At 65.5% G+C, this 24,866-nt stretch carries 17 protein-coding genes and 1 riboswitch; of the genes, 6 read left to right on the forward strand and 11 right to left on the reverse strand.

Annotation, left to right across the window (positions count from 1 at the left end; all coding sequences use genetic code 11):
• Positions 1–62: 62 nt before the first annotated feature.
• From ABZ833_RS04130 to ABZ833_RS04150, 5 genes are all read left to right on the forward strand, one after another.
• Positions 63–1,721: a PD-(D/E)XK nuclease family protein gene (locus ABZ833_RS04130; protein ID WP_361040679.1), complete on the forward strand. Its 1,659-nt coding sequence runs from the start codon at positions 63–65 to the stop codon at positions 1,719–1,721.
• Between the two features lie 68 nt (positions 1,722–1,789).
• A complete protein-coding gene (locus ABZ833_RS04135; RefSeq protein ID WP_361040681.1) occupies positions 1,790–2,896 on the forward strand; it encodes a hypothetical protein in 1,107 nt (368 codons plus the stop codon).
• Complete coding sequence (locus tag ABZ833_RS04140) at positions 2,889–6,461, forward strand: signal recognition particle (RefSeq protein WP_361040684.1); 3,573 nt, start codon at positions 2,889–2,891, stop codon at positions 6,459–6,461. The genes ABZ833_RS04135 and ABZ833_RS04140 overlap by 8 nt, the downstream gene beginning before the upstream one ends.
• 47 nt (positions 6,462–6,508) lie before the next feature.
• Positions 6,509–9,376: a DUF3962 domain-containing protein gene (locus ABZ833_RS04145; protein ID WP_361040686.1), complete on the forward strand. Its 2,868-nt coding sequence runs from the start codon at positions 6,509–6,511 to the stop codon at positions 9,374–9,376.
• Between the two features lie 968 nt (positions 9,377–10,344).
• Positions 10,345–11,703: a hypothetical protein gene (locus tag ABZ833_RS04150; RefSeq protein WP_361040688.1), complete on the forward strand. Its 1,359-nt coding sequence runs from the start codon at positions 10,345–10,347 to the stop codon at positions 11,701–11,703.
• On the opposite strand, the gene ABZ833_RS04155 is transcribed toward ABZ833_RS04150, so the two are convergent.
• The gene (locus ABZ833_RS04155) at positions 11,700–12,809 is read right to left on the reverse strand and encodes a three-Cys-motif partner protein TcmP (RefSeq protein ID WP_361040690.1); all 1,110 of its coding nucleotides are present in this window, start codon (positions 12,807–12,809) and stop codon (positions 11,700–11,702) included. The two genes, ABZ833_RS04150 and ABZ833_RS04155, sit on opposite strands and share 4 nt — an antisense overlap.
• 100 nt (positions 12,810–12,909) lie before the next feature.
• Positions 12,910–13,665, reverse strand: coding sequence for a phage Gp37/Gp68 family protein (locus tag ABZ833_RS04160; protein ID WP_361040692.1), 756 nt, complete (start codon positions 13,663–13,665; stop codon positions 12,910–12,912).
• A gap of 368 nt (positions 13,666–14,033) precedes the next feature.
• On the opposite strand from ABZ833_RS04160, the gene ABZ833_RS04165 reads away from it, so the two are divergent.
• Positions 14,034–14,723 carry a competence protein CoiA family protein gene (locus ABZ833_RS04165; RefSeq protein ID WP_361040694.1) on the forward strand — a complete coding sequence of 230 codons (690 nt, stop codon included), beginning with the start codon at positions 14,034–14,036 and terminating at the stop codon, positions 14,721–14,723.
• 53 nt (positions 14,724–14,776) lie between these two features.
• Here ABZ833_RS04165 and ABZ833_RS04170 read toward each other — a convergent pair whose 3' ends face one another.
• The 9 genes from ABZ833_RS04170 to ABZ833_RS04210 all read right to left on the reverse strand — a co-directional run bounded on the left by ABZ833_RS04170 (position 14,777) and on the right by ABZ833_RS04210 (position 23,960).
• Positions 14,777–15,448 (reverse strand): acetoacetate decarboxylase family protein, encoded by a 672-nt coding sequence (locus ABZ833_RS04170; RefSeq protein WP_361040696.1) that lies wholly within the window; start codon positions 15,446–15,448, stop codon positions 14,777–14,779.
• A 12-nt stretch (positions 15,449–15,460) separates the two neighbouring features.
• On the reverse strand, positions 15,461–16,207 hold the full coding sequence (locus tag ABZ833_RS04175) for a hypothetical protein (protein WP_361040699.1): 747 nt from the start codon (positions 16,205–16,207) through the stop codon (positions 15,461–15,463).
• A 53-nt stretch (positions 16,208–16,260) separates the two neighbouring features.
• Complete coding sequence (locus tag ABZ833_RS04180; protein ID WP_361040702.1) at positions 16,261–17,118, reverse strand: NAD(P)-binding domain-containing protein; 858 nt, start codon at positions 17,116–17,118, stop codon at positions 16,261–16,263.
• A complete protein-coding gene (locus ABZ833_RS04185; RefSeq protein ID WP_361041358.1) occupies positions 17,111–18,208 on the reverse strand; it encodes an aminotransferase class I/II-fold pyridoxal phosphate-dependent enzyme in 1,098 nt (365 codons plus the stop codon). Before ABZ833_RS04185 ends, ABZ833_RS04180 begins: the two co-directional genes overlap by 8 nt.
• A gap of 138 nt (positions 18,209–18,346) precedes the next feature.
• Positions 18,347–19,354, reverse strand: coding sequence for a UDP-glucose 4-epimerase GalE (gene galE, locus ABZ833_RS04190; RefSeq protein ID WP_361040705.1), 1,008 nt, complete (start codon positions 19,352–19,354; stop codon positions 18,347–18,349).
• 66 nt (positions 19,355–19,420) lie between these two features.
• Entirely contained in the window at positions 19,421–19,999 is a 579-nt protein-coding gene (locus tag ABZ833_RS04195; RefSeq protein WP_361040706.1) for a hypothetical protein, read from the reverse strand.
• A gap of 128 nt (positions 20,000–20,127) precedes the next feature.
• A complete protein-coding gene (locus ABZ833_RS04200; protein ID WP_361040708.1) occupies positions 20,128–20,946 on the reverse strand; it encodes a hypothetical protein in 819 nt (272 codons plus the stop codon).
• Between the two features lie 44 nt (positions 20,947–20,990).
• Positions 20,991–22,706, reverse strand: a complete 1,716-nt coding sequence (locus tag ABZ833_RS04205) for a condensation domain-containing protein (RefSeq protein WP_361040711.1) — start codon at positions 22,704–22,706, stop codon at positions 20,991–20,993.
• 9 nt (positions 22,707–22,715) lie between these two features.
• On the reverse strand, positions 22,716–23,960 hold the full coding sequence (locus ABZ833_RS04210) for an MFS transporter (RefSeq protein ID WP_361040714.1): 1,245 nt from the start codon (positions 23,958–23,960) through the stop codon (positions 22,716–22,718).
• Positions 23,961–24,438: 478 nt separating this feature from the next.
• Positions 24,439–24,573: riboswitch (cobalamin riboswitch) on the reverse strand.
• Positions 24,574–24,866 lie beyond the last annotated feature (293 nt).

Consider the following 24,866-nt stretch of genomic DNA (forward strand, 5'->3'; position numbering starts at 1 on the left):
AACCGTAGCAGCATGTAACCTCCGGTGAATGTTGTTCACAGACATCGGTGTGAGGAGTGCGCGTGACTGAGTGGCCGCTGCCCGCAGGAACCACGGGCGACCCGGGCCTGATCAGAGTGTTCACCGGAGGCGCGAAGGAGGGAGACGAGGACTGCCCCACGCTACGGGCGGTCAAGGCCCGGCCACGCCTTCGCCCCACGCACCGCACCCCCTACAAGCCGGCGGACTACGAACCGTTCGCCCTCGCCGCCGTCATGCGTCGGCTCGACACCGTAGAGTTCGGCCGCTCCCGGGACGATCCAGCCCGGGGGCGCCCCTCGCACCCCGGGCTCGAGCGCTATGCCGAGCATGCCGCAGCCCAGTACCTGGCCGCTGTCAAATCCCTGGATCCAAAAGGGGAGTTGCTGCCCGATCCGCAGTACTGGGTCAAGCAGTCGAGGACAACATCCGGAGGTCACGGCACCCCCACCGTGTACGAGCTGAGAGTCTGGGGGCGCTGCTACGCCAGCCGTGACCGTGCGGTGTGCGAGCTGCGCCTGCTCCGGTTCGGATCCGTACAGCCCGGGCGGCGCGGGCCGGCCGAGCGGGATCCGGCAGAGGTCGCGATGGCGGCATACGTCGCCGCCCACGGCGGCCGTGCACCGGAACCCGCCCGATGGGGTGACGCGCACGACGTACACAGCGCCGTCACCCCGCAGCGGGTACGGGTCGTGGAGATCGGCTGCCTGGACGGCTCGGTCCGTCCGCCGCTGTTCGACGGGACACCCCAGGAAGCCGAAGCCGCCTATCACAAGCTCGCCGCGCCCCGCCTGCGCGCCACGGTCGATGCCGTGGACAGGCGCCCGGGCCCCGGATGCGCGAACTGCAAGCTCGCCTCTTCCTGCCCTGACCTGGCGCGCACGCCCGGCATCTTGCAGATCGCGGACGGGGCACGGCCTCGCCGCACCCTGTCCGTCACCGATCTGCGCCGCCATGCGAACTGCCCCGCGCAGGAACATCTGCGGCGCATCCATCTGCCCTACGACAAGGACATCGAGCACGACCATCACGTGGTGCGCGGGCACGCGGTGCATGCCTGGCTGCAGCATCTGCACGCGCGCACCCCGCAACGCCCGTGCACGCCGGACGACGCCCCCGCCGACCGGTCCGACTGGACGGCCGACGACTGGCACCTGACGGGAAACGATGCCGAACTCGGTGCCCGCCTGATCGCCCGCCATGCCGCCGTGTGCCCGCTGCGCTACGCCGATCCGGATGCCGCGCTGGTCGCGGAAAGGCTCCTCACCTTCCACGACACGCAGGCCGATGTCGTGCTCGTGGCCAAGCCCGACCTCCTGTACCGCAGCGGCGGTTCGGTGGTGTGGCGTGAGGTCAAGAGCACCAAGTACCGCACCCCACGCGGGGACAAGGACATCCTGGAGCTGTATCCCCAGGCGGCCCTGGCCGTGGTGTTGCTGGCCGACGGTGCGCTTGGCGGTGACGTGCGCCGCTCGCGCGTCGAGGTGGAGATCCTGCGGCCCACCGGACCGGACCTGGAACTTGTCTCCCCCCGTCAGGCCGACCGCGTTGCCACAGCCCGGCAGGTGCTCCATGACCTCGCCGCCCCGTGGTATGCGGACCGCACATCCGCCCCGAACCCGGGAAAGCAGTGCGCCCGCTGCGAGGTGTCCCGTTGGTGCCCCGCCGCGCCCTCCTCACCTGCTCCGGCGTCCGTCCAGTGAAACGGACCACCGTGCCCCCCGATGACTCCGCACCAGTCCCGCACCAGGGTCTGACTCTGCTGCGCACCGTGGCCTCGGCCGTCCTCGACCTGGACGCCCTATCCGACCTCGGTACCTTCACCCTTCCCTACCCGGCCGAGGCGCAACGCGCCCTGGACCGCACCGTGCTGGCCTGCCTGCTGCGCGGCGCCGACCCGCCCCTGAGCGTCAGCGACCTGCTCGTGTGGTGTCGACAGCGGCCGGTGACCGAGTGGCCACTCGACCTCCCCCACGGTCTGGCGGGCCAGGAGGACCGCCTCATCGACGAGGGCGCCTGCGTGCCCACGGACCTGTGCTACGAGTGGGCCGTCGACCGGCCCGACGCAGCGACCGAACAGATCGACCGGGCCCTGATCGGCCTGGCGATGGACCGCTGCCGCAGCGCCAACGCCCCGGCCAGCTACGTGGCCTTCCGGCGCCTACTCATCGAACATCCCGTGCTCACCCGGGACAAGGCCGCCGAGATCGCGCTGGAGCCGGCCTTCACCCCGCTGGACGGACTGCTCCAGCAGATCTACCTGCCGGCCCCCATCGGCTGGGCCCGTGGGGGCCGGTTCACGTCGTGCCGACGCTGCCACACCCTGCTCGCCCCCATGCGGGAAGGCGGCTGGTGGTGCGAGAACGCGCGCTGCCGACACGAGGGTGACGCACCGGTCGGCCCCGCGTACGACGAGCTCGAGGGCGGCGGCGTGCTGCTGCTCACCCGGCCCTTGCGCCTGTTCGTCACCTCTCCCGGCGTCGCCGAACTGCGCCTGGAACGTGCTCTGTTGCGTCTTCACCTCGCCACTGAGCTGTGGCCGAACTACGACGCATACGACCTGCGGATCCCGCTTCCGGACGGGCGGGTGTGGGCCGTCGATGTCAAGGACTGGGCCAACCCCGCGCTGCTCGGCCGCAATGCCAGGCCGCTGCCCAAAGAACCGCCCTACGACGAGGCGTTTCTCGTCGTCCCCGACCACCGGACCGCCCTGCGCCGCAACTACGTGTCCGTGGTCCGCCGGTACCTGAGGGCCGAGGTACGCACGTCGACGACCGTGCTCAGCCACCGGCAGTTCATGGCACGGATCCGAACAACACTGGCCGACGGCCCCGGCGGGCCGTTCGCCGACGACCAGGCGGAGGACGCCGATGCGTGACCAAGAGCAGTGGCGCGACGATCTCATCGCGAACCTTCTTCCGCACTTCGCCGACGATCCCCAGCCGGCACTCGCAGCCGCCCGGTTGTGCGAAGTCGAGCTCGGGCTCTGCCTGGTGGAACAGCTGCTGCCCGGGCATCCCGCGCAGGCCGGCTGGACCCTCTTCGGCGGATACCCCTTCGCCGCCGCGCTCGGACATGCTCAAGCGCCCGCACAGCAGCGCATGCTGCGCATCGGCCGCCACCTGCTGTGGCCGCTGCGCCGGCGCCGTGTGTGGACCCAATCCCTCGACATCTACCTGGCGCTCCCGCCCGAGCTGCGTGGCTTCCACCTCGCCGACCAGGAGGACGCCCCCCGGCGTCGCGGCGTGTCCATCGCCCACCACCGGTGGGCCATATACGCGCAGGCCCTGGCTGCGGCCCCGCCTTACCAGACCCGGTCGCTGCCACTGGCCGAACCCGGCGCATGGCGCTTTCTGGAAAGCCGCACCTGGACCTCGGTGGACCTGCCCAAAGAACTGCCCGCCGAGGAGACGACGCCCCACGCCCTCGGATCATCGGCCGCCCCGGACGGCAAGCCACTGGAGGCCCCCTGGGAGGAACTCCTCGCAACCGCCACGTGGATGGAGGACCAGCTGCGCGGCCCCGACGACCCCGACGGCGGCGACTGGCGACGCAGACTGGAACGGGTCGAACTGTTCGTCCGCAAGCCCGAGTCGGGCGACTTCACACCGGAGCACAAAATGCTGCGGATCGACCGGATGCTACATCTGCTCGGCATGGTCGGTGCCGGAAAGAGCACCCTGCGGGACATCCTGGCAGTCTGGGCGGCCACCCACGACAAACGCGTCACCTTGGTGGTGGGCGATGTCGCCGAGGCCCTGAACCTCGTGTCCCTGTTCACCGCGCTCGGCCTCAAGGCGGCCCCCGTCCTGGGGGTGACCACACGCGAGCAGCATCTGCAGCGCACCCACCGCCGCCTCGCCGCACAGGACGGCGGCACCTCCCTGCTCACCCACGACGCGCTGAGCCTCGACTACCTCAGTACGGCCTGCCCGCTCGATGCCCTGCGCGGAGTCGAGGCAGCGGAGCCACTCGCCTACCGGACCGCTCCCTGCACGCAGCTCTTCCCGCCCAAACGGCGTCCAGCTCAACGCCCGCTCACCGCTCTGGCCACTGACGGATCGCAAGACACGCCAGCCCCAAACCTGCGCAAGCGCCACGGCTGCCCTCTATGGCACCGGTGCCCGCGTCATCACGGGGCCCGCGAGCTCGTCGCCGCGGACATCTGGGTCGCCACCCCCGCCGCCCTGGTCCACAGCGCCGTGCCCGCGCACCAGAACGAGGAGCGCATCCGCTTCCTCGAACTCGCCTGCCGACGCAGCGACTTGGTCGTCATCGACGAGGCCGACCGCGTGCAGATGCAGCTGGACACCATGTTCGCGCCCGCCGCCGTACTCACCGGGCGCACGCCCAACTCCTGGCTTGACGAGATCCACCAGCACAAGATCGACGAACTGGCGCGCGGCGGGCGCATCCAACTGTCCAACTCCACCGTCATGGAGTGGACGGCGGCCCTGCACACCGTCACGGTCGCCGCCGACCGCATCTACCACATGCTGCTGGGCCACCGGAGCCTGCGCGACTGGGTCGAGGCCGACTACTTCAGCTCGTGGACTCTCCAGTTCAAACTCATCTCCGACTGGTTCGGCAAGCCCTCCGACGCCGACACCGACCCGGCCGACACCCCCGACCAGCCCGCCCCCGAATGGGACGAGGACATCGGGCAGGCCGCCAACGGAGACGCGGAGACGCAACCTCCCGAAACCCGCCAGCCGGTCACATCGGACTCCTCAGGCGACGCGCGACGCGACGCCGTCGTGGCGGTCCTTGACGCGTTCCGCGACGACCCACTCGGCGACCGCGAACCACGCGACCCTCAGGTCGACTCGCTGGTGCGGCTGACCCGTCAGCTTCTGCACGCCATCCGCCCCCGCAACGCCCGCCGCTTGGTCGAGCGAGAACTGCTCTCGCTTGCAGGGGGCGCCGTGCTGGAAAGCCCCGACAGCGTGAAAGAGCAGGTGCTGCGCTTCGAATTCACCCTCCTGCTGTCCGCCCTGCACACCCGGCTCGACCTACTGACGGAGCTGTGGCCGGGGGTCGAGGCCGCCTTGAACTTCGGGGCATCGAGCAACGTGCTGTCCCGCCGCCCGCCCGAGGACTACCGGCCGCTGGTCCCCGAATCCCCCATGGGCAACATCCTCGGCTTCCAATTCCTGTCCGAGGACGCAAGCCTGGGACAGCTGCGCAGCGGCGAACTGCGCTTCTTCCGCTGCGCCGGAAACGGGCGCGAACTCCTGCTACGACTACCGGAGTTGACCCTCGCGGACGGCCTTCCCGGACCGAACGTGCTACTCATGTCGGGCACCAGCTGGGCCGGCCGCTCCACCCGCTACCACGTACTCACCGAGGTCGGAGCCCTCCTCAAACCCCCGCCGGCGGAACGCGCCGCCATCAACAAGACCGTATTCACCACCCGCTTCCTGACCGGTCCAGACGGCCGCCCCCTCAAGCTCTCCGGCACCAAACCCCACCTGCGCCCCCTCGTCCTCGAACACATGCTGGACCGGCTGGCCCGTCGCGGCACCGACGGCAAGCCCAGCGTGTTCGAACAGGAACTCGCCGCCGTCAACAACGAACGGCGCGAACGGCTCCTCGTACTGACGGGCTCCTACGACGAGGCACGTCGCGCGGCGGACATCCTCAACCGCATCCCCCGGTGGGCCGGAAAAGTGTGCCGCCTGGTCGCCGACGACGCGGACGAGGAGCCCGCGTTCTACTCCAGCCCGGCCATGGGTCCCGACGGCGGCACGGTCGTAGCCCTGCGCCGCGGCGACGTAGCCAATTTCGCCTCAACCGGCATGGAGATCCTGGTGGCTCCCCTGCTCGCCGTCGAACGCGGTCACAACATCCTCGACCGAGGAGTCGCCGCGATCGGCTCGGTGTTCTTCCTGGCCCGCCCCCACCCCCGCCCCGACGACATCGGCCTCGCCGTGCAGGCTGTCAACGACTGGGCGGCACGCATGCAACGCGACGGCACTTTCGATGAGTTCGTTCGCGCTCAACCGAGCCTGGACGAGGCCGGCGCCCAGTTCCGCACCCTTGCCCGTGCACGGTGGCGACACCTCCTCAACCACCCTCTGGCCTGGAGCCGGCTGAACGAGGACGAGAAGATCTCCTTCACCTGGGACCAGCTGGTCGTCATCTGGCAGGTCATCGGCCGTCTCGTGCGCGGAGGCGTCCCCGCCCGCGTCGTCTTCGTCGACGCCCCGTTCGCCACCCGGGCCGCCGCAGGCAAGGCCGTACCAGATACCTGGCGGACGAGCCTCCTGCTCGCGATGCGGCACGTCCTGGACCCCTACCTCGCCCCGTCCCCGGACGACCAGAAGCCCCCCGGCGCAGCGCCGATCACTGCCCTGGACCGGGCCCTCGTCAAAGCCCTGTACGAGCCGCTGCACACCGCGCTCGCCGGCATCGTCCCCTGCGCCCCGGACCCGACCGACTGAACCGCACAGCCATTCCCTTACCCCTGTACACGAAGGGACCCCCACACATGCCCTCCTACCCCACCGTCAGATTCACCGCGTTCGAGCCCGCCCGCGGCACGGAGTTCATCCGCCAGCCCCACGGACTCGCCTTCCCCGCCTCCTGGCGGGCCGAGGTACTGGACTTCTACCGGATCGGCAAACGCGAACCGAAGAAGATCAACCAGGTGCCGATCCGCCGGCTCAACGAGGTCATCCGTGCCGTGGCACCCGACCTACTGTGCGTCGCGCGCGGCGCCACCCTCGACGACAACACCCCATGGCTGTACGCAGAAACGCCGCTTCCGCTCCCCGTCATGCGGCAGCTCATCCACGCCTGGATCCGTGACCTGCACCCCCCGCGCACCCGCAAGGAGCATCCGGACATCACCGAACGGGCCACCAAGCTCAGCGCCTCACTGGACGTAGCCGGGCTGACCTGGCAGCCACACACCGTCGACCTCTTCGCGGGCACGACCTCGCCCGGCGGCACCTTCGAGCCGGACCCGCTGATCCACCAGCTCCTGCCCGACGCCCTCGCACAGGGTATCGCGAAGCTGGATCCCTACCGCTTCGAGGGCGTCGAGATGACCTTCAAAATCGCCGCCACCGAGCGCGGCGCCGAGCTCGTCTCCTGGCCGCCGCGCGACCACCAGGACGACGACGGAATGCGGTGGAAGTTCTCGTTCGTCATCACGCTCACCGTGCAGACCGTGCCCTTCGCCGGCGACTTCCGCCTTCATGTCCGCACGGGAGTTCGCCGCTGGCGCACCGGTGGTCCCGTGTCCCTACCATATCGGCGGGCCGTGTCGGCGTACCTGCTCGCGCAAACACCCTGGCTGGGGCAGTCGACTGGAACCGGACGGCTCTCGGTGAGCCGACTGGCCATCGACCGCAACACTTCCGTGCCCCAGTGGGCGCGCGGAGGCCCCCAAGGCATGCTCAGCAGCCTCCGGTTCTCCCGCGAACTCCCGAACGCGGCGGCAGTGCAGGAGAACCCCGACGCCTGGATCCCCGGGAAGGACGGCATCCAGATCGGCGTCGTGCATGCCACGTCGATGGGCGGTCATGGCGTCGGCACCGGTCTCATGCCGCGCGACCGTTCCCCCCTTACCGACTGGGCCGCCGGGGCGTTGCTGCCTCACCTCACCCAGCTCGGCGACTTCACCCGCAGCCGATTTCCAGTCCTCCCACGCAATCTGCCCAAGACTCCGACAGCCAAGACGAAGCAGGAACGCGCCGTCCAGAAGTCCGAGTTGGAGCGGGAAGGCCGCAACGAACGGCGCACCGCCTTGGCACGGGTACTCAACGGCCGGCCCCTGATCGTCGAAGCGCGCTGGCAGAGCGACCGCACCCGTGACGCCCTGATCGAGCAGCTGGCAGTCCTGTTGGGCTTGGACGGCCCGGGCGGGACAGACAAGGCCGTACGTACCTGGACGACGCCAGAGCTGACGGTACGCCTGCACCTGGAAGACGCCGGTGTCGTCGCCGCCCGACTCGACTTCCCCGACGGCCAGCCGAAACGGAAGTCCCTCCCCACAGCGATCAGCGCCCGCAGGCGAGAGATCGCCGAACTGTGCGGCCGCGACAAACGACCCGACGTCCAGGCCGTCGTGGTCGAGATCGGCCACCCGAAGTCCTTCCGGCCCGACATCGTGGACCCCAAGTTCGCCGTACGCCTCGGGTATGCCGATGCCGGACGGTTGACAAAGTTCATCGCCTTGCCGAGCTCGCACTGGAACACCGCCACCAAGAAGAGCATCGCCCACCGATCTCTGCAGGCGTGGAACGACGTCCTTCGGCAACTGGGCGTCTGCACGGCACCGCAACACAGTGTGGACGAACTGCCCAAGGACCTGGAGTACGTCGCACTGTGGATGGTCAAGCGCCGCGCCGACGGACCCACCCGCAAACGCCGCACCGCCCCTGTCGCCGTCAAAATGAACGCAGCCGACAGCTCGGTCACGGGGTGGGACCCCGACCGCGGGGACTGGATTCCGTACCCGGAACTCCTGCTCTCTCTTGCCCGCCACGCCGAGATCCCGGGCGAGTATGAGCAGTTCGACGAGGAAGACCAAGACGGCGAGGACGGCGAAGTCACAGGAGCGACCGGGGAGGAGGACGCGCCGAGGCCGGAAGCCGAGGATGGGGAGAATCAGCGCACCACGGCCTGGGTTCCCGATCTGGAGGATCAACGGGCCGAGACGGCCCAGTTCATCCGGGCGATGCTCTACAGCCTGCGTGACCGCCACGTCCTGCTGCTCTCGCACGCGCAGAACTCCCGTCTGCACTGGCCATGGCTGACCAACGGCCGGCTGCGCCCCGACGCCCTCCAGTTCGGCCCCAACCCGGCCCAGCACATCACCCTGTACGGCGAGAATCTGTGCCATGTGCGGGTACGCGACAACGCATCCGACGAAACCCCCCAGTGGTTCGCCCCGGACGACGACACCGCCGATCACGGCTTCGCGAGCGGCCTATGGGCCCACCCAAGCGCCGACGACAACAACCGCGTGTACTACAGCACCGGCGAAAAGCCCCACACAGCCAAGCACGCGGTGAAGACCGCCTCGAAGATTGCCACCCGTATTCCGCTGAAGAAGAAGCGCTCGGAGGATGAAGAAGACAAAGAGCCGGAGCCTGTCATCGACACGGGCACCAACGCATGGAACCCGGCCGCACTGGAGATCGCGGTTGTCGCCGTGCCAGAGAAATCCAGCGTGCCGGGATCTTGGGCCGCCATCACCCACCAGTTGCGCCGCGCGCCTGACTACAACGTGACCCTAGGGCTTCCACTCCCGCTCCACATGGCGGCAAAGACCGCACAATACGTCCTGCCACACGACGGCGACTCCGACGAGTCCTCCGGAGAGGAAGGTTCCCCACCGAGTCAGTGACTTGCAGGCTCATCCCGCACGGGCATGTGTGGCGGTCCGGCGTCGTCGCTCGCATGCTGGAGCGAGCGAAACGTATTGAGATTCTCGGCCCCGAAGAGGTGTCTCAAGCAGCTCAATCAATATCTGAAGTGACACTGGAGAACGTCGAACAAGAAGACGAGTGGGGCGACTACATGAAGTTGTCACTTGCGCGCGTGCTTGAGCAGGCAAGTCGGGTTCAAGAAGTCTCACCGGACCTTCCGTTCGAGCAGCTCAACGAGCTGCTGCGCCAGGCAGACGGCCTGGAGAAGCTGGAAGAGCGCTACTCCATAGAGGAGTTGGGCAGCTCGTGGTCAATATGGAGCACTCTACAGCCGAAGCGGAAGAGTGGGTACGTAGGGCAACCGCTCTCGGTGACCTGCAGAAAGAGATCATCGACGCAAGCTCCCGGTTCCTGGAAGGCTTCAAACGCAACATCCAAGTTGCCGAGGAGAACAGAACAATCTTCGTTCGCACGGTCCGGGACTCAATCACAAGCCCTCCCCCAGCGCGTAACGATTAATCCGAATCGTCCGCGGGAGGGTCCACACATGCCCGTCTCTCCCGAAATATCGAGCACCTCGCCGACGTCACTCGCCGACTGTACGCCGACGCCTCCTTACCCACCGTTACTTGCAGTATCTGCGGCGAGGAGAAGCCCTGCAGCACCTCCCGGGTCACGGGCCAACCGTGGTGCCCAGACTGCCAGCGCCGCTCAGCACCGTGCTCAGCCTGCGGAGGCGTCACGGCTTTCGTCTCCGGCACCCTCGACCTGCCACCTTGCGCACACTGCACCACCCCTGAGGTCTGGCACACCTGCACAAGAGCGCACGAAGTCAAGCGGCGCGTTCAGGGGGGGGCGGGGTTCCCCGCCGGCAGATGCACCGCCACCGACCAGCCTCGTCGCTGCAGCCAACTCTGTTATCAGAGGCAGGACTTACTCTCGAGACATGACCCACAACGTGCTGCACCGCGGTTACGGGATCACTATCGACTTGAGTGCATCGGACCTGGGTAACCCCGACCGCCCGGGGCTCCTTCAGGAGATTCACCGCAACTACAAGCCCGACCTTCTCTACTGCCTGGGGGCACACGAGTACGGGACTGTCTGCCCTGGGTTCATGACCATCGTCGAGAAGAACGGCCGCTACCACGCCCGGCACGTTGCCAGGGGTGAGGTGTCCGAGACGGCGGGCGAGAGCCAGCTGCACAAGGCGCTCAAGAACCACACCGCCGAAACAGCCAGTCGAGAGGGCTTCAGCGTCTGCGTCGAAGACCGAGCCGTACATGGTCGCCGTCGTACGGATGTGACGGTCGCCGGGGCCAGCGGAAAGAAGATCGGCTACGAGATCCAGATCTCGCCGATCGCGAGTGGTTCTGTTGACAACAGGACGCGTACTTCGCTGGACGACGGCCTGACACCGCTGTGGCTCGTGACGAACGAGAACTCGCTTGCCATCGATCGGGCACCTTGGGCCAGGCTGAACGTCCAGCGATGGCAGGACGTGGACAGTCGGGACGCCTTGCGCGTACGAGGAGGAGTGAAGGCATTGCGCATGGTCCGCTGCAACTGGAGCACTCAGCGCGAATGCCCCAAGACGGGGACGCGTTGTGGCGGTTGGCACGCCACGTGGGAATCGACGCAGGCGCACTTCGACGACATGGTGCGCATGACGGCCACCGGCGAGCTCGTGACGTTGTTCATGCAAGCGCGCGCAGGGCGGCGGCGCGGCTGGCACATGTGGGTCAGGCCGTCGGACAAGGCGGAGTTCCTCCAGGGCCGTGACGAACCGGATCCCTATCTGCCGGCATCGACGAGCGGCTCGACTGCCACGCTCCTGCCCGCTGAGCCACTTCCGCTCGATCCGCACTGCCACTATGGCGAGGACACCGGGATTCGCACGGAACTCGCGCTTCCCCGCGACAGTGGCGATCCCATCGATGCCTCCGACTGGCTGTCGAAGGAACCGCCGCCGGAGTACAGGTCCATGTGGAACGTGGACGGCTGGGAGATTCCCGGCGATGTAGTGGCGGCGAGGCTGGCGCTGGACTCCGCCCTTGACCGCCTGAAGGCACTCGCCGGCACCCTACCGGCGGGAGCGGACATCGCGGCGGGGCGCATCGACATCACGCACGCAGAACGAGAGCGGTGGCTCGCGGCCCAGGAAGAGTGCCGGTGGCTGGCCGCCGCACTGGCGACCCACCCATGGCTGCCCGCGACCCACGACCCGTTCAGTGCCCGCAGGGCGCTCTTCGCCGCCGCGCGCGAAGCTCAAGCCGTGGACTCTGCCAACGCGACGCATCCCTAAAAGAGCTCGCCTTGTCCAGGCTTCTCGGCGTAGGGGAACACCCGGGTCTTCTTGGTGATACGGCGCGGTTCTGTGGCGACGGCCTTGCCGTCCCGCATCCTCTCGATGAGCGAGATGACTTGCGCGGGACGGTAGACCGTCTCGAGCAGCGTGTACTGCTGGAGGTCCTCGACCAGCTGCCCACCGGGACTGCCGACGATGACCTCCAACAGCATGCGCCCCAGTGGATCCGTGTTGGGCTCGAACTCCAGGTCCAGAGCCTGTTGTTGCACGTCCCTGGGATCCCGGTACTGGACGCCGTATGCGGGATCGACACTCCACATGGCGTCCTTCATCTTCTCCACGCCCAGCGCATGACGGGTTCCGTAGAGGAGGTAGAGCGGGTGCCCGCCTTCATCCACCATCTCGAAGTACAGGGTGTGGGGGAATCCGGCGCGTTTGATCGACTCGCGATACCGATCACGCAGGTATGCGAACTTGCGTGCCGCGGGTTGTGTGAAAACGCCATGCCAGTCGGTGCCGCCGAATGCGGCGTCACCTGCGGCCCGGTGGCCGTCGTTCTTCTCAGCGAAGCGGGTGAGGAAGTTCGGGACGAAGGTCAGCATCACCTCCGTCCGCTGGAACTGGGCCAGCTGCTGCAGCAGGGAGAAGGGAATGTCCGGGCCGCCATAGCTGTCCAACAGCACGAAGAGCGGCTTACCCAGGTGCCCGCCTGATCGAAGTCTGTCGAGGAGTGTGGGGTGGCAGGTTCCGGTGTGGAGCTCAGTCTGCATGCGGGCGCTGATCTCATCTGGGGTGTGCTCGCGCGCGAGCACCAGCTGATGCTGCAGTTTCTGTACCCGGCGTGCGTCCTCTTCAACGAGGACCATTCGGGCCCCCTTGGGGCGTTGTTGCAGGGCCTCCGCGAAGACCCGGTGGGCGACGACGGGGGACCCCGGTTCGCCACCTATGTAGACGCCGGGGCCGGCAAAGCCCTCCGCGTAGGTGACGCTGTCGTGGTGGGTCAGCAGAATGCGCGCCCATGGCTGCAAGTACTTCTTCAGCAGATCGTGCTTGGCCGCCGTATGCGGGTCTCGTGGCCAGACAACAGCTCTCGGTACAGCCATGTCCCCTCCCCCTTGCGGAAACCGCTCCCCGAGGCTGAGGATCACACAGCGATTTCAACCGACGCCAGACCCCGTGTGGCCATTGGCTGGGTCCTTTCGCTCACACAAGCGAGGACTGGAGCCCGACAGGCATCTCCGACCAGGTTTCGCCAGCCAGCTCTCGCCCGCCGGCCTTCGGCGTACGGCCGCCCCACTGCTTGAAGAAGAACGGCACCTTGGCGTCGCGGCAGATGTCGCGGATCTCCGTAACCCATTCCTCTTTCAGCGGCCGATGGTTCGGGCCGGATTCGCCGCCGGCAATCACCCAGCCGATCCCCTGCAGGTCGAGGTCAGAGAGCGGCCCCAGGAGCGGCTCGCAGGAGAGGAACCTTACGGCGGCGGGGACTTGACGGAGATCGTCGATACGGTCGAACTGATCTTCCGATTCGACGGATACACCCATCCAGAGGTTGGGCGGCCACTCGAGACGGTCCGCAAGGCGACGCAGGCGTCTGGCGCGCTTCGTGAGCAGTTGGTACGTGTGCTGCGGTGTCTCCGCGATGACCTGAAATACCTGTTCCACAAAGGCCACAGGAACCTTTGCGTGGAAGAGATCACTCATCGAGTTCACAAAGACCATGCGGGGCGCCTTCCAGCCCAAGGGCACCTCCAGGGCACTTGGATGCAGCGTGAGACCAAAGCCAGGGCCAGAGGTTCGAGGGTCGCCGTCGTTCTGATACTTGGCCGTCCCCATCGCCTTGAGCCGCCTGGCGAGGACTAAGGCGTAGCAGTTGTCGCACCCTGGCGTGACTCGATCACAGCCGGTCGTGGGATTCCAGGTGGCCTCGGTCCACTCGATCGCGCTTCGATCGCTCATCGCTGCCTCTCCTGCCGTGAGCCTCGAAGCGCCCGGCTGGCCAGGACGCTTCCGGTGCGCTGCCTAACGACCGGCGCACCGAACTGGCACGCGATCCACCCATCATCCACTTCGAACATACGTTCCGACGAGGGGGTGTCGCACCTCAACTCCGCGATTGGTAGCAGAAGTTGTTTTGCGGCACGGGCGCGTGAGTGGGTGGGCTGACCTCAAGAGGCCGTGATGGCAAGATTGCTGGCGCTGGCCTGTCTTGCGCCGCTGCCCGCCGCCGGAGGTCTACCCCTATGCCGCTACCAGCCACAGACCACCGTCGTATACAAACCGCTGTCATAGGCAGCAAGGACTCCGATCTCGCGATCATCCTTCCCATGGAAGCGGCGGAGCTGACGCGCTGGCGGCAACTGCACCCCAGGTACACGTATTGGTGTGGCTCACTTCTTGGCGGCTGCGGAGAACCGCTGACCGACCGCCGATATCACTCGAAGGTCTGCCACTTCGCGCACCACCCACATCACACCTGCACTCGCACAGCCAATGGCGAGGATAGCGCCGACCACCTGTTCATGAAGCGGGCCCTGCACAACTGGATCGGAAGCCAGGGCTGCAAGGGGGCGGTGCACCTGCCCAAAAGCGCCACCCCGCCTGGCAGCATGATCGATGTCGACCTCAAGGGCAGCCTGCGCCAGTTGCGCTTCCGATTGCGGCCCGACAGCAATGGCTCATGGGGCCTTGCACCCGGCAACACTGATGCGCCGGGCGACAAGGAAGCCGACTGGGTCTTCGGGCTGGGTGGCCCCGCACCCAAGGAACTCTTGGACGGTGTCGGCTACGTCTTCCGCATCCGGTTCGAAACCCACGGAGCCGAGCGATGCCCCTACCTCGGTGTACAGCAGCGCGGTAAGGGCACCGAGTGGACGCCATTCGCCACCGCAGCCCTAACCACTGACGGGCTCTCCACACCGACTGTTGATGAGATCCGGGCCGCACGTCGGCGATCCACTGCAGGTGCGCCGATACAGCCTGCAGGCGGTCGAAGCCCACGTTCCCGCGTCATGTAGGCACGGTGAGTCATTTTTGAGTTGACCTCGGTATCGGGTTTGCCGCCCCATAGCTACTTCAACGAGCTTGCGCTCAAGGCACGCGTGCCGACAACGACAAATTCGTCAGTGGCTTCGTATAAGCCGCGTACCGTGGCCTTCTCTCCGCCAATGACCTGTTCGGACCGGGCGCACTGCAAGAACGTCAGCTGGGTTCGCGCGTACTGCTCGACCTCGAGCGTGCGCCAACCACGCGATCGAGCGTCCGACACCGCGTAGTCCGTCCAGAGAAGGAACGGCCAACCCTGCTCCGGGGGCAGGGCGTGCGCGGTCTGTGCCTCCGGCCCTTCGTCACGCAGGTCGAGGTCAACTCCCGGCAACGTGACCATTGGCAGAACAGGGTCGTGCGCCTCGGCTGCGAAGAGCTTGTGGAAGCCGAGCAGAAACCCTCGGATCAGCGAGTACTCATGGTCCACGTAGGTGACCACGGGAAAGAGATAATTTTCCTGCCCGAATCGGACCGGGATCTTGATCAATGTCTCGGTGAAGTCGATGGAACGGTCTGCAGTGACCGAGGAACGGACTCGCGAGACAGACACGAGGAACCGGCGGACCGAAGTCAGCTGCTGCCGAACGAGCTCGGGCAGGCTATGTTGCGCGAGGTGGCTGAAGTCGGTGGGCACCGCGCCGTCGAGCAGAGCCGTCCGGGTGGTACAGGCGAAAGTGTTGGGCAGGACAAGAGACATGGGGCGCCTTTCTCAGACAGTGGGCCTAGCTGCCATGGCGGAGACCTCGAAGGGGAGGCCCTGATTCTCGAGGAACGTCCGGTCGCGCACTACGCGGAAGGTCTCTTGCGCGTTCTCGGTATCTGCTGATGTGCCGGCTCGCGCGAGGAATTCCTGCGAGGATGGAAGCAGCTGAACGTTGTGTGAATCGGCTATATGGCGGACTGCGTTGGCGCAGCCTTCGGCAACGCCACGTTGGACGTCGTCGCTGGAAGACGGGCTGCCGAGCCGGTCCACAAGGGCTAGTTCCGTGACTGTGCTGAGTCCGGCCTTGTACAGCAGATGACGCGTTGCGCGCGCAGCCTTCGCCAGGTTCTCCTCAGGTGAAAGCGCACCGGCCTTCGCCAGGTAGTACGTCACTGGCTGGACGAGCCATGGCAGTACATCAGCCGGAGACGTGGGCTCTCCGGACCGTCCTTTCAGGCGCTGCGTCACATCGAGGGGGTCCCAGGCGAACGGCTGAGTGGCCATGCTGGTGACGTAACCCGCATGGCGCGCGCGAAGGAAGTTCGCTTCCAGAGTGATCGCTGCTGTGCAGGTGATCTCGTACAGGACTGACAACTCCTGTAGGACCGAGGCGAGTTGCTTTCTGGCCAGGATCGCATCCTCTGGGGTCAGTACGACCGGTATGAGATCCAGGTCTGAAAGAACGCGCCGGCCGGTGACGCGCGCCTCTCCGCGGGAGAGCGAACCCGACAGCGCCACTGAGGCCGCGGTCACGGTGCGGCAGGCAGTAGCCAGGTTAGACCGCAGGTTCTCCAGATCCGTTGATATCACGATATTCTGCCTTCAGTACGTGTTTTGGTCACGGCTGAGAAGTCTGCGTCGCCGCCATGCATCGCCTGTGCCTCTGCGAAGGAGGCATGCACCAGGTCCAGAAGCGGGTTCGGCGACGGAATGACTTCACGGGCGTACTGCAGGTCTTTGACCATGTTGCGCAGCGCGAAGTCGGCGCTGTCGAAGCGCGCTTCGATCATGCGGTCGAGCTTGCTGGTGCATACGAGCGACATCCAGCCATCGCTCGACAGAATGCGAGCTGCTTGGTCAAAGTCACTGCCGAGGGTTTGCCGAAGTGTGGGAACGAAGGCAGTGAGAGTGTGCAGCAGTGTCGCACCCCATGCGTTGTATACGAGTTTGAAGCGCGTGGGGTGGCCAGGTGAACCGAAGCTGTAGCGGTGCTGGGTGAAGGTGTTGAGTGTCTTCTCTGTCCGCTCGTCTTGAGCGCTCTCATAGACAAAGGCAGACAAGGTACCTTCTTCCGCTCCGGGCCGGCTGCCGGTGACGGGGCATTCGACAGACACGCCGCCCCCGTCGCTGATGTGATCGTGCCAGGAGATGATCCAGGAGGGGCTGAGTGTGGACATCTCGATACAGACAGGCTTGGTGCGGGCGATCATCTCGATGACGTGAGGAGACGTCCAGAAATCTCGGCTGGCCGCATCGTTTTCGAAGCAGCCGAGGATGATGTCGGCTCGCTCCAGGTCCGCTCGCTGCGTGAGTCGTACGTGCGGATGCGGCGGTGTGGTTAGGTGCCGACTGGTGAGAGAGACGGAGAAGCCCTCTTCATGCAAGAGGTGGGGCAGGATCCCGCGGGTCATCACGCCGTACCCCGCGACGAGAATGTCAGGCATGGTGCGTCACCGTCTCTTCGAGCGGTCGGCTGGAACGGAGAAGCTCTGCGCCGCGGACGAGTGCTGTGAGCGCCTTGCGCAACACGTCCTCGGGAAGTGCGAAGTTCAACCTGAGATGTCCGGGTGCGGAGAACTCGCCTCCATCGGACATTGCGAGGCCGACGCGCTCTCTGAAAAATCTGGCTGGCTCTCTGAGTCCGTATGCGCGGCAATCGAGCCAGGCCAAGTACGTTGCCTCGGCGGGAGAATAACCGATTTCAGGCAATCGACGGGCGACTGTTTCGGCGACTAGCGCGTTATTGCGGGCAAGCTGCGTACGTACGGAGGCTAGCCAGTCGTGGGACTCGGGGTGATCGTAGGCGGCAGGAATAGCCGAGACCCCCAACCGAGAGACGGATTTGATGAAGAAGTCGGCGACGTGTTGCCAGCGTTCGGCGTCCGCTGGGGAAGAGAAGATCAGTTGGGCGCATTTGAGACCAGATATGTTCCACCCTTTCGAGGCGGAGCTGGCTGTTATGGTGTGGGACGCTGCGGCTGCGCTGACCTTCGCATAGGGAATGTGTGTAACTGATGCGGTGACAAGCGGTGCATGTATTTCGTCGCTGAATACCCGAGCTCCATAGTGGTCGACCAGTTGAGCCAGTCGGCCAAGTTCCTCTGCGGTGAACACGCGGCCGGTGGGGTTGTGTGGATTACAGAGCACCACCAGGCGTGCCCCGTTCGCCAGGGCGCGCTCGATCCCTTCGAAGTCCATCCGATGGAATGCACTACTTGACAGTGACGGCACTTCCTGGACGCGATGTCCGAACAACGCCGGTACGGTCAGCAACGGACCGTATGCGGGCGTCGGCACGACAATGTCAGCCACTGGGGGAAGGAAGTGGGTGAGGATCGCACCGAATCCCGTGACGATGTCGCTGACAAATCCTACCGAGTTGCTTGCAATGGACCAGTCATATTCCTGTTTCATCCAGCGGACGACAGACTCGCGCGCCAGGTCGATACTGATGGGATCGTTGTAGCCGAGTGTTTCAGCTTCCATCTGACGCTTCACTGCATCATGTATCGGCCTGGCGACGCTGTACGACATTTCAGCCACCCACGCGCCTATTGCGTCGGGGTATTTTGCGGCCAGTAGCGACGTTGACCCCACGGGTGAAGATGTGGGGGGCGACGTACGAGCTGCGTCGAACAATAGTGGGTGGCTGTTATTCATGGCACCTTTGACCTAGCTATCGGTTCCGATGATTGAATCGCGCTTCTCAAACCATGCGAGAGAATCCCTAATTCCCTCTTCCACTGAATGCAGTGGGCGCCAGTCAAGGAGTTCGGCAGCCCGTTCGCCACGGGAGAAGGCGCCCGCGTTGTCCCCGGGCCGGCGTCCGGCCTCCACCACTTGAAGCGGGGTTCCTGTCACCTTGGAGAAGGCATCGACAAGTTCGCGTACGGTCGTGCCCGTGCCCGTTCCCAGGTTGATGACCTGATAGGTCGTGAAGGGCTCGGCGGGGAACAGGGAGTCGAACCTGCGCAGTGTCTGCACGTGCGCCTGCGCGAGGTCCCACACGTGAATGTAGTCGCGGATACCCGTGCCGTCCCTGGTGGGCCAGTCCACTCCTGTGATCTCGAACGTCTCGCCCCGCTGATGCGCTTCGATCATCTTTCCCAGCGCGTGCGTGGGACGGCGGACCTGGAGCCCTGAGCGCATCTTCGGATCGGACCCGACAGGGTTGAAGTAGCGCAGAGAGACGATGTTCATCTCCCCGGTCGAGCTGATGTCCTCCAGAGCCGTTTCGAAGACGGCTTTGGTACGGGCGTAGGGGCTCAGCGGGGCGAGCGCGGAATCCTCGTCGACGGCGAAGTCGTCACCCGTGGCATAGATGGAAGCGGAGGAGCTGAAGATCAGGCGCTTACAGCCGTTCCGAGCAAGGTGTCCCAAGAAGGCGATGCCCTTGGCCACGTTCTCGGTGTAGTACCGCAACGGTTGTGCAACCGATTCTGGTACGACGATCAGTGCGGCACAGTCAACAACAGCTTCGATTTCCGGATGTTCAGCGAAGACCTGGTCGATGAGGTCGCCATCCGCGATGTCTCCCTCAAAGAATTCACGACCTGTCGTGAATTCTTTCCTACCCGTCACTAGGTTGTCAACGATGATGGGCTCGATGCCGTTGTCCTGGCATGCAGAGGCGACTGTGCTGCCGATGAATCCGGCGCCTCCAGCGATAAGGACCTTCAAGGTTTCTCCCTGGCACGTGTTGTCTAGAGCGGAATCATGCGCGTGGGCCCCTTTGTGGGCCCACGGCTACGGCTGGAGTGTAGCGGCTTCGGGATTTGGCCCTGCGCTGTCTGTTCTGGAATCGGCGTGGGGCTTGTACAGGCACCAGACCATTGTCGGTTGCCAGACATGCAGAATGTCGAGTTTGGCCCCCTGTTTCACGACGTCCAGTGAACCGATACAGCCGTCCACGCGCCCTTCCTCTGCCCACTTGACTGCTACCGGCTTTGCGTCGACGAAGCAGGGGGCGGCGCGCGGCGCGAATCTACGTGCGAAAGCCGCGGTCGCCGGGTGTATCGCGATGGAGTCCATCAGTTCCATTGCTGTGGCACGCGCTCTGTTAACGGCCACGCACATCGGTTTTGTCGGGCTCTCCCAGGTCGCCACAAGGCTGGTTCGTTCGAAGTTCCGAAAGTGCATGTCGACCCAGCTATCCACGACGGTGTGTTCGTCCCGCTGGAGGAAGCCGGCCGCGACGAGCACCGGGATACTTTTCGAGAACCCCAGATCCATGGCGGCGTTGAAGGAGTCCGCGAGCAGCACTCGGTCGAAGTGACGTGACGCCTCCGCGTGCGCATCCGTGCCGACGGGGCCGAGTGTGGCCACGGCCGCGGTCCTGGTTTCGGTGTCCCGCAGTGTTCTCCTGAGTGAACTCGACATGTTTCTTGCCCCCGTGTGTTCTGCTGGTTCACTGCTGTTGGACTGTGCGGCGCAATTGCCGTGAGCGTGCGGTCTCACGTCAGCGGCTGTTGCAACAGGCGCAGCGCCAGGGATTGTGTTTCGTCGGCGCGCGCCAGTTCTCGTCGGCTGGTTTCCACCGTGTGACGCGGCAAGCAGGCGACGCCCCGCCAGCCGTCAGGCAGGACGTGCCCGTCCGAAACGATGTGCGCTGCGTTCCACGGGCCGTTGAATGACTCGGGAGCGTGGCCGTGAGCGGCCACAAGATGGGAGAACCAATCCATGTACGTCCTCACCATGCTGCGGGCTACCTGGTCCGTCACCTGGTCTTGCCCTTCGTCCACGCTCGGGTCAGAGTCTGCAGCGAGTGCGGCCCGTATGGCGTCGAAGAGGTGGCTGTTAATCCGCTCCAGCAGCGTTGCAGGCGAGACCTTGAGGGTTTCGCCACACCACCAGTCGGGGAGCGTATCTGCGCTGTTGAAAGACCGGAGAATGGACTGGAGCTCGTCGGCGACTGTTTTGGCAGTGGACCGCTCAGCATCGAACAAGAGGAGATGTTCGGCCGAAGCCAACGTAGCGACGTACGGGGCGAGAGCGGCCGACATGCAGTAGGCCAGGACTGCATGCACTCCACCTGATATGTCTCCCGCCGCCTTCAACGCCCCCTGCGCATACTTTTCGGCGCTGAGCTCCTGAGGCAGGGGGCGCACCAGCAGGTACCGCACATCGAATCCCGCGTCCTCTAGGCGCAGTTCGGACAGCATTGCTTCCGGGCGCTGGCCGGGGTAGTCGAGGACCAGCACAACAGGTCTCGGAGCCAAAGAGCCTGGTGCCGTAGCGTTGTCGAGCCGTGTTGTGCTGGAGCGTTGCGCCATGAACTGTTCCTGGTGGTGTGTGGGGACCTGGACGGCTGCTGCCGTTAGCGGCTGGCAAGGACATGGTTCGACCGCAGCAGGCCGGCCACGTTGGGGTCGGAGGGGTTCTGCGCGACCAAGGCGACCATCCGAACGAACGTCGCCATGAAGTTCTCCGCGCGCTCTGCGGGCCACACCTCGCGTTCATACTGGAAAAGGACAGTGGCACCCGCGTCCTGATACTCAGGCTGATGAATGTCCACGCGTACCGTCAGTCCCGCCCTGAGCGCCAACTGCACCTCGGCCACCGCTGGTTCGACCGTCACGCCCTGCAGAGGAAAGGGCGCGCCGTCGTCTGTTTCGAGGGCCAGATAGAGCCACGGTCGCCAGCGCTGCACGATGTCTCGGTTGAACTGGAGGTGCTTGAGGAGCAGCGGCAGCGGGACGGCATGGGTGAGTCCCGAGGCGACCGACTGCTTCGCCGAACTGAGCGCGTCGCCGAGACTCAGTTGGGTGTTGATGCGGAAGCGGTTGATGACAGAGCTCGCGAACCAGTCGACCTCATCCTCCCAGCCCGCTGGTCTGCCTGAAGTCGGACTGACCATGCCGGGGACGGTCTGGCCAGTGTCGTCCAGTACAGCCAGCCCGAGGGCTGTCACGAAGCCAGAGAACAAGGTCGCGGACTGCGAGGCACACGTCTCGCGCAACCTTTGCACCGTGGCGGCCGGCAGCGAGCTGCGGAGTTGGGCCGCGGTCGTGGGCCACACATCCGGGTCACGCATGCCGGTAAGCCGGACCTCGGGCAGTGCTTCCAGAGGGTCAAGACGCGTCCGCCAGTGGGCAAGTCGCTGCTCCAGCGCCGCGAGTTGCTGGCTTTTCTCCTCCTCGGCCCAGCACCGGAGAGGAAGCTGCGGCAGAGCAGCCCCCGGGGGCAACTTCTGCGTGCGGGCGTTATAGAGAGCGGCCAGGTCGCTGAGGAGGATGGCGAAGGAGTGCCCGTCGCACACGAGGTGCTCTGCAGTGATCACGATGGTGGACTCGTTCTTGCCCGTGAGGAGCACGAGAACGCGGAGCTTGACCTCGGTGGGAAGATCGAAAAGGGCCTTCTGCTCGGAGTCCACCTCGTCGCCAACAGTCTCGCAGGAGGGTATGCGCCGCGCCTGGAAGAGCCGCGAGGTATCCAAACGATGGCCGTCGAGACGCTGGGCCTGGTGCCGACCGTGCTGGAGGTCGAGGTCGAACCCCGTACGCAGCGCCCCATGACGTTGGACGAGTTCCTGGCACGCGGCTTCGAGACCTACCAGGTCCAAAGGCCCCTGGATGTCGAACGACCTCGAAACGTGGTGGGGAATCCGCTCCCCCACGGAGTCCGCGTCGCGCTGGAGTCGGCGGAGTTGTCCATAGGACAGTGGAACGGCCCAGGGCCCCGCGCCGGGCTCTGCGACATCAGGCTCGACGACAAGATGTGCTGCACCAGGAGTGGCATGTGTTGAAGGCGCTGCGCTGGTGTCGGACCCTATGCCTGCCTCGATCTGCGTAGCCAGCTCGGAGAAGTCCGCAGCGTCAAAGATGTCCTGGAGCTCGATGCGATGGGCGCCCGGGACCACTTTCAGCAGGCGCAGCACCAGGCGGCCAGCACGGAGAGAGTCGCCTCCCAGAGCGAAGAAGTTATCCGATGCTGATACCGGTGACTGTCCGAGGACAGCTGCGGCTTCGGTGCAGACAGCGTCCAGGACGCTTCTCCCGTCGGGCGGGCCAGGAGCGGGCTGATGCGTGTTCATGACGTGTCCTTAGGGTTGTTCCGGCCAGTCGGCGCGGCGCAGCTTCCTGAAACTGGTCGCCATGCACAGAGGGATCACGAGAAGCAGGCACAGCATCCCGATGGCTGCGCTGTGCGTGAGGTGACCCAGCAGCAGACCCGCTGCGGAGCTTCCCAGTGGGGCTCCGACGGCGAGAACTGTGAAGCTTCCGGAGATGACCCGCCCTCGGACGGCGTCGTCCACCTGCTGGAAGACGATCACGTCAATCAGTACGTACAGGGCGGGTTTGCCGAGCGAGATCACCAGGAGCAGCAGGAATACACGCACGGGAGATGAAGGAAGAAGGAGAGCGGCGGTCACCAGCAGGGAGATCCACACCACTCCAAGAAGGAGCATTCCGGGACGGAATTTACGGTGCAGCCGGGTCACCAGGGCCGCACCAGCCAGATAACCGATCGCCTCCCCGGAGAGAGCCAGACCGATCGTACGAGCATCCACCCCCTCCTGCTGGAAGTGGTTGATGAGTATCAGGTTGAGGGCGGCGAAGATGAAGTTTTCGAGCGTCATCAGCCCCGTGACGGAACGCAGAACGGGGTCACGCCACACGATCCGCGGTCCAACAGTGGCCCCCTGGAACAGGTTGGAGAGCCGGATGGGGCCCTCTTCCTGGCCCGTCGTGGGCAGGCGAGTGAGGAAGGCGGAGCCCAACGAAGCTACATAGCAGGCGAGAACAACGACGAAGGGCTGAGCTGCTCCTGCCGTGAACAGCAGACCCGTGAGAGGCGGCCCGGTAAGCATGGCGAGATTCACACGGACTTCGTCCTGGCTCAGCGCTTGGCGCAATTGCTCAGGAGGCACGATGGAGCGCAACGCCAGACGTCGCACAGGCATGCCGATTGCGCCGGACACTCCGAGTACTGCGGCTCCCGTGAACAGGACGCCGATACTGGCGCCACCGCTCACAACGGAGACGAGGACCGCCGCGGTCGCCAGCATCCTCAGCGTCTCGGATGTGAGGAGGAGGTTGCGCCTGCTGAACCGGTCTGCCAGTGCGCCGGCCGGTATTCCGAGCAGCACTGCCGTCGCGGACTGTGTCGCAGCGAGCAGCCCGGCCTGCAGTGGCGAGTCGGTCAGCTCCAACGCGAGAAGGGGATACACCAGGAGCGACATCGACGTGCCGATGGCACCAACGGTGGCGCCCAGCCAGTAACTCTGGAATCGCCAGTTGCGGCGCAGAGGGACAACACGGGGCTTTGGTGCGGCGACGTCCGTCATAGGTGATGTCCTGGCGTCAATGGCCGGTGAATGTGCACGGCAAGGGCCCTCTCAGGGCGTGGAGTTGAGGATGATGGAGCCAGACTTGCCCGGTGAGAGGGCAGGATTGATGGCTCAAGCGCCGTACCTCCCGCTCCTGCGGTGGCAGGTATGGGTGCACGGCGATTCGCGACCGGGAGCCCGGGGCGGCGGGCACGGCTAGTCGGCGGAATCTCGCGTCAGGAAGAAAAATCCATGACGTAGTGGATCACTGGGGCTTGTCGGCAGATACCAACGTCAACTGGCGTCAAGTGACCCAGCTGCATGACCTGCTCCATGAAAGCGTTGCGCCTCGGCCGTACACGGGCGAGCACGCGGGATGGATCGTGCGAACGGCACGAGCGCCCCGTCACCGGATGGCCTGAAGCCTACGAGCCGGTGGCATCTGAACCTTGGCATTATGGATTCCTCCTTCGGGGGATGTCCACGTCCCCTAAGCGGTTGGAAGAGGGCGGCAGGTCAGTTCCTGACTGTCAGGACGTACCTGAGTCACAGTGGCGGGACCGCGCCGGAATTGCACCGGCTTCCTGGTTCCTGCCGCCCTTTATGGCGAAGCTACAAGGCTGCCCGGCATCCGCGTTGCCCGGCTGGGCGAGCTATCGGCGGAGCAGGCTGGTTAGCTTTCTGAGTGATGCTCGAGCGAACCTCGCACGGCTCAGGCGGGCTTGATTCGCCGGCCCGGCTCTCCGAGGTGAGCCTCAGATTCGCTACAAGTTCAAGGTCTATGTCGTCGCTTCCCCCGAAACGATGGCCCATTGCGTGCCGAGCGGTCTTCCAGTTGCCAGCAGGCTATGTGCCATGCAGCTGGCACCTGGGGCACGTCCAGGCGCTGTCGGAAACGTTCCACACTCCCGACCGATTGTAAAG

Source organism: Streptomyces sp. NPDC047525, from assembly GCF_040643025.1.
Taxonomy (GTDB): Bacteria; Actinomycetota; Actinomycetes; order Streptomycetales; family Streptomycetaceae; genus Streptomyces; species Streptomyces durmitorensis.